Origin of the sequence: Mesorhizobium sp. M4A.F.Ca.ET.050.02.1.1 (assembly GCF_003997725.1) — a bacterium.
Lineage (GTDB): Bacteria > Pseudomonadota > Alphaproteobacteria > Rhizobiales > Rhizobiaceae > Mesorhizobium.
Genome location: NZ_RZSG01000482.1, coordinates 1 through 4,623, shown reverse-complemented (window position 1 = coordinate 4,623; position 4,623 = coordinate 1). Strand labels below are relative to the sequence as shown.

The 4,623-nt window shown below is 64.2% G+C and carries 4 protein-coding genes; all 4 read right to left on the bottom strand.

Features of this window, described 5'->3' with window-relative positions:
- Positions 1–18: 18 nt before the first annotated feature.
- Positions 19–2,994 carry an isoleucine--tRNA ligase gene (gene ileS / locus EOA33_RS25025; protein ID WP_127406843.1) on the bottom strand — a complete coding sequence of 992 codons (2,976 nt, stop codon included), beginning with the start codon at positions 2,992–2,994 and terminating at the stop codon, positions 19–21.
- A 231-nt stretch (positions 2,995–3,225) separates the two neighbouring features.
- Positions 3,226–3,993 (bottom strand): MipA/OmpV family protein, encoded by a 768-nt coding sequence (locus tag EOA33_RS25020; RefSeq protein ID WP_245455485.1) that lies wholly within the window; start codon positions 3,991–3,993, stop codon positions 3,226–3,228.
- 262 nt (positions 3,994–4,255) lie between these two features.
- Positions 4,256–4,411 carry a hypothetical protein gene (locus EOA33_RS39255; protein WP_189375224.1) on the bottom strand — a complete coding sequence of 52 codons (156 nt, stop codon included), beginning with the start codon at positions 4,409–4,411 and terminating at the stop codon, positions 4,256–4,258.
- Between the two features lie 30 nt (positions 4,412–4,441).
- The coding region (locus tag EOA33_RS39825) for a hypothetical protein (RefSeq protein ID WP_210212601.1) at positions 4,442–4,623 on the bottom strand (182 nt) is incomplete at its 5' end.

The window sequence follows — 4,623 nt, the reverse complement described above, 5'->3', positions numbered from 1 at the left end:
CTTTTGGGCGACATGCACCTAAAGCCGCCCAAGCGCTTTCAGTTCATGCAGCACGGCCGCATCCCTGGCCGAAACATCGGGGAATGCCCCGTCCTGCCCGACATCGGCGGTGTAGCGCCACGACCGCGCGCACTTAACGAGCCCGCGGTCCTCGGCCTTCTCGACCACCACCGCCACGCCCTTGACGTCGTCCAGCGTGAACGCGCCGTCCGGCGCCTTGCCTTTGGCGATGACGAGATCGCTGGTGATCGCCATCTCGGCCATATCGACATCCGATATCGCCGCTTCCAGCGCGGCATCGTCGAGGCTCACGACCGGCACGGCCTCCAGCGAGGAGCCGATCAGTTTCTCGGCGCGCGCGATCTCCAGCGCGCCGGTGACGACGCGGCGCACCTGCCGGACCTTGCGCCATTTCTCGGCCAGCGCCTCGTTGCGCCAGTTTTGCGGAATGACCGGGAACTGGTCGAGATGCACCGAGACGGCATCCGGGTGACGATCGAGCCAGGCCTCTTCCATCGTGAAGGGCAGCATCGGCGACAGCCACTTCACCAGGCATTCGAAGAGGTGGCGCACGACCTGCACAGCCGCCTTGCGGCGCAGGCTCGATGGCCCGTCGCAATAGAGCGCGTCCTTGCGGATGTCGAAGTAGAATGCCGAGAGCTCGACCACCATGAAGTCGAGCAAAGCGCGCGTGATGCGCTTGAACTCGAAGGCGTCGTAGCCCTGGCGCACCACTTCGTCGAGCTCGGACAGCCGGTGCAGCATCAGCCGCTCCAGTTCCGGCATCTCATCCAGCGGAACGTCCTCGCCATCGTCGTGGGCAAGCGTGCCCAGCATCCAGCGGATGGTGTTCCTGAGCTTGCGGTAGGCGTCGATATTGGTCTGCAGCACGTTCTTGCCGAGGCGCTGGTCTTCCCAATAGTCGGTCGTCACCACCCAGAGCCGGAGGATATCGGCGCCGGACTGTTTGATGACGTCCTGCGGCACCACGGTGTTGCCGAGCGACTTCGACATTTTCCGCCCCTCTTCATCCATGGTGAAGCCATGGGTGACGACGGTGTCGTATGGCGCCCTGCCCCGGGTGGCGCAGCTTTCGAGCAGCGAGGAGTGGAACCAGCCGCGATGCTGGTCGGAGCCTTCGAGATAGACGTCGGCCGGCCATTTGAGATCCGGACGGTCCTCCAGCGTGAAGACATGCGTCGAGCCCGAATCGAACCAGACATCGAGGATGTCCATCACCTGATGCCATTTCGCGGCATCGTGATTGCCGAGGAAGCGCTCCTTGGCGCCGGGCGCGAACCAGGCGTCGGCGCCCTCGGCCTCGAAGGCCTCCATGATGCGCTGGTTAACCGCCTCGTCCTTCAGCACGTTGCCGTCCACGTCGGCGAAGACGGCGATCGGCACGCCCCAGGCGCGCTGGCGCGATAGCACCCAGTCGGGGCGCTCCTCGATCATGGCGCGGATGCGGTTCTGGCCGGCGGATGGCACGAAGCGGGTGTCGTCGATCGCCTTCAGCGCGCGGCTGCGCAGCGTCGTGCCGTCGCCGAGGTCCTTGTCCATGTAGACGAACCATTGCGGCGTGTTGCGGAAGATGATGGGTTTTTTGGATCGCCAGGAGTGCGGATAGGAATGCTTCAGGCGGCCGCGCGCGAACAGCGCGTTGCGCTTGATCAGTTCCTCGATGACGGCCTGGTTGGCGTTGCCCTTCTTGCCATTGTCGTCGATGACGCGCGCTGCCCCACCTTCGCGGTCCGGACCGAAGCCCGGCGCGTCCTTGGTGAAGAAGCCGGCATCGTCGACCGGGAACGGGATCGCGGTGTCGACGCCGCGCTTGAGCAATTCCGCCACGGCGTCCATCCAGGCGTCGAAGTCCTCGCGGCCGTGGCTGGGCGCGGTGTGCACGAAGCCGGTGCCGGTATCGTCGGTGACATGTTCGCCACCGATCATCGGCACCGGGAACTGGTAGCCGTCGGCCAGCCCCCTGAACGGGTGCGAAAGCGTCAGGCTGGCAAGCTGTTCGGCCGAAACGTCGTGAACGCGCGCCAGCGTCACCTTGGCCTTGGCGGCGGCGTCCTCGGCCAGCGCGTCGGCGAAGATCAGCTTCTCGCTAGGCTGTGGACCGAACGCGTTCTCGGCCGCGGTCACCTCGTAGAGACCGTAGGCGACGCGCGGCGAATAGCTGACGGCGCGGTTGCCGGGCAAGGTCCAGGGCGTCGTCGTCCAGATGACGACATGGGCCTCGAGCAGATCGAGCGACGATTCCGACAGCGCCGCCGCGGCGGCGTCCTCGGCGCCGACGACCGGGCGCGCGAGGCTCGCGACCGGGAATTTCACCCAGATCGTGTCGCTCTCATAGTCCTGGTACTCGACCTCGGCCTCGGCCAGCGCCGTGCGCTCGACCACGCTCCACATGACCGGCTTCGAGCCACGATAGAGCTGGCCGGACATGGCGAATTTCAACAACTCGCCGGCGATGCGCGCCTCGGCGTGATAAGCCATCGTCGTATAGGGATTGTCGAAATCGCCGACGACGCCGAGGCGCTGGAACTCGCCGCCCTGCACCTTGATCCAGTGCGCGGCGAAGTCGCGGCATTCCTTGCGGAATTCGTTGACCGGCACCTCGTCCTTGTTCTTGCCCTTGGCGCGGTACTGCTCCTCGATCTTCCACTCGATCGGCAGGCCGTGGCAGTCCCAGCCCGGCACGTAGTTGGCGTCGTAGCCGCGCATCTGGAAGGAGCGGTTGATAACGTCCTTGAGGATCTTGTTCAGCGCATGGCCGATATGGATGTTGCCGTTGGCGTAGGGCGGGCCATCATGCAGCACGAATTTCTCGCGGCCGGCGGCCTCCTCGCGCAGCGTGCGGTAAAGGTCCATGTCCTGCCAGCGCTTGACCAGCGCCGGCTCCTTCTCGGGCAAGCCGGCGCGCATCGGGAAATCCGTCTGCGGCAAGTAAAGCGTGCGGGAATAGTCGATCGTTTCAGCGGTATCGGTCATTGGTCTGCCATGTGCATTGCCCGGCGGCGGAAAAGCTCGGGCGTTGAACTATCATCATCTGGAAAAGCGCGAGAGCCACGCGCAAAAGTCCCGGCGGCTCCGGCGGCGCTCAGGCCACCCGGAACACCGGGCTCGTAATTCGTATCGCGATCGCAAACAGGCGCGAAAAGCTCGTCATGGCCGGGCTTTTAGCGGATTAGTCAGCAGGAATAAAGCGCCGAGTTCAGGCGGCTACATTGAAAAGTCGAAGCGATAGGTGGTCGACACGCCGACGGTCCACTGGTTGCGGTCGCCGCGCTCCTTGACCAGGCTGGAATCGGCCGCCGGCCCCATCAGGCGCGAATACTCGGTGAAGACGCTGGCCGTCATCGGCTCGGTCACCTTCCAGGTGATCGCGCCGCCGAGGCCGGTCGACTTCAGGCCGCCGTCCGGATGGTATTCGCTGAGGCCGGAGGCCGCCGCCTCGGTGGCGTTGACGCCGTAGTAGGCGTCGAAATAGCCCGACGAGGCGAAGGAGACGCGCGGCCCGCCGGAGATGCGGACCGTCGGCGTGACGTCGTAGAAGGCATCCGCCGCGATGTCGGCGACGAAGCCGTCATGGGCGCGGATGCCATGCCTGAGCTCGGCCCGCGCCCGCACCCAGTCGAGCGGATAGAATTCGAAGAAGCCGCCGACCTCGCCGCCCCAGCGCACCGGATCAAGGCCTTCCAATTCGTCCTTGCTGGCACGCGAGAACAGGAGCTTGCCGGTGAGGCCGGCGCGCACGCTGCCGTCGTCGATCAGCGCCAGCGAGATGTTGTCGTTGCGCGAGGTGAAGCGCGCTTCCGGACCCACCTTGCCGAGCGAGATGATCGGCTGGGCGCTGAGCATGTACTTCTTGCCGCCCTCGAAATTCGGCGCGATGAGGCCGGTTGCGCCGAGCGTCAGATACCAGTCGCCGGATATCCAGCTGCCCTCGCCCGCCCCGGCGGTCGGGACACCCAGCAGGACGGCGGTCATTACCAGCGGAATCGCCCGGACAATACGCATCGTTACCCCATACGCGAAACACGCCGGCGCAAACAACCGGCAGTGCTCAAGCCATGGCGCGGGTTCGGTAAAATTTGACTTAAAGTCGTAACATCGGGAGCTGGACTGGTTGACTCCCAACCAATTCAACGACCCGCACTGTCGCAAACTCGAGATGTCCGAAACGCGCTTAGGGTGTGAATTGGATGAAGCATCGACAACGGTTGCAACGGGACATTTGGGTGCCGCCTCACTAAGCGTCGCCGCTCACTCGGCCTGCGATGGCGAATGCCTGTAGGTTTTTGACCTTTCCGTGGTCCTGGTCGGCGTTAGCGATGATCGAAAAGAACGCCGCGCGGGCGATGTCTTTCTTGGATGCATCGGGGTGTTCCTTCCTTGCCGCCTTCAACAGTTGTTTCGGCTGCTGCTCTTGCCCGGCTCACATTCCTCCTTTTTTCTTTGGTAGCCATCTCCTGTGTCCTTTTCCTGCATCATCGGATGAACGAGGACTGACAGGTATGGTACCGGCTCGCATATCGTCGTCAGCCGGCTTGAGGTCCGGCCACAGATGGTCAAGGCGAGCGGTTGTTTGTGACAGCTTTATGACGCACCATGCAGGGA

Bases quoted from the DNA above. Each gene is read 5' to 3' on its own strand.
- EOA33_RS25020 (WP_245455485.1), bottom strand. From the start codon at position 3,993: ATGACCGCCGTCCTGCTGGGTGTCCCGACCGCCGGGGCGGGCGAGGGC.
- ileS (WP_127406843.1), bottom strand. From the start codon at position 2,994: ATGACCGATACCGCTGAAACGATCGACTATTCCCGCACGCTTTACTTG.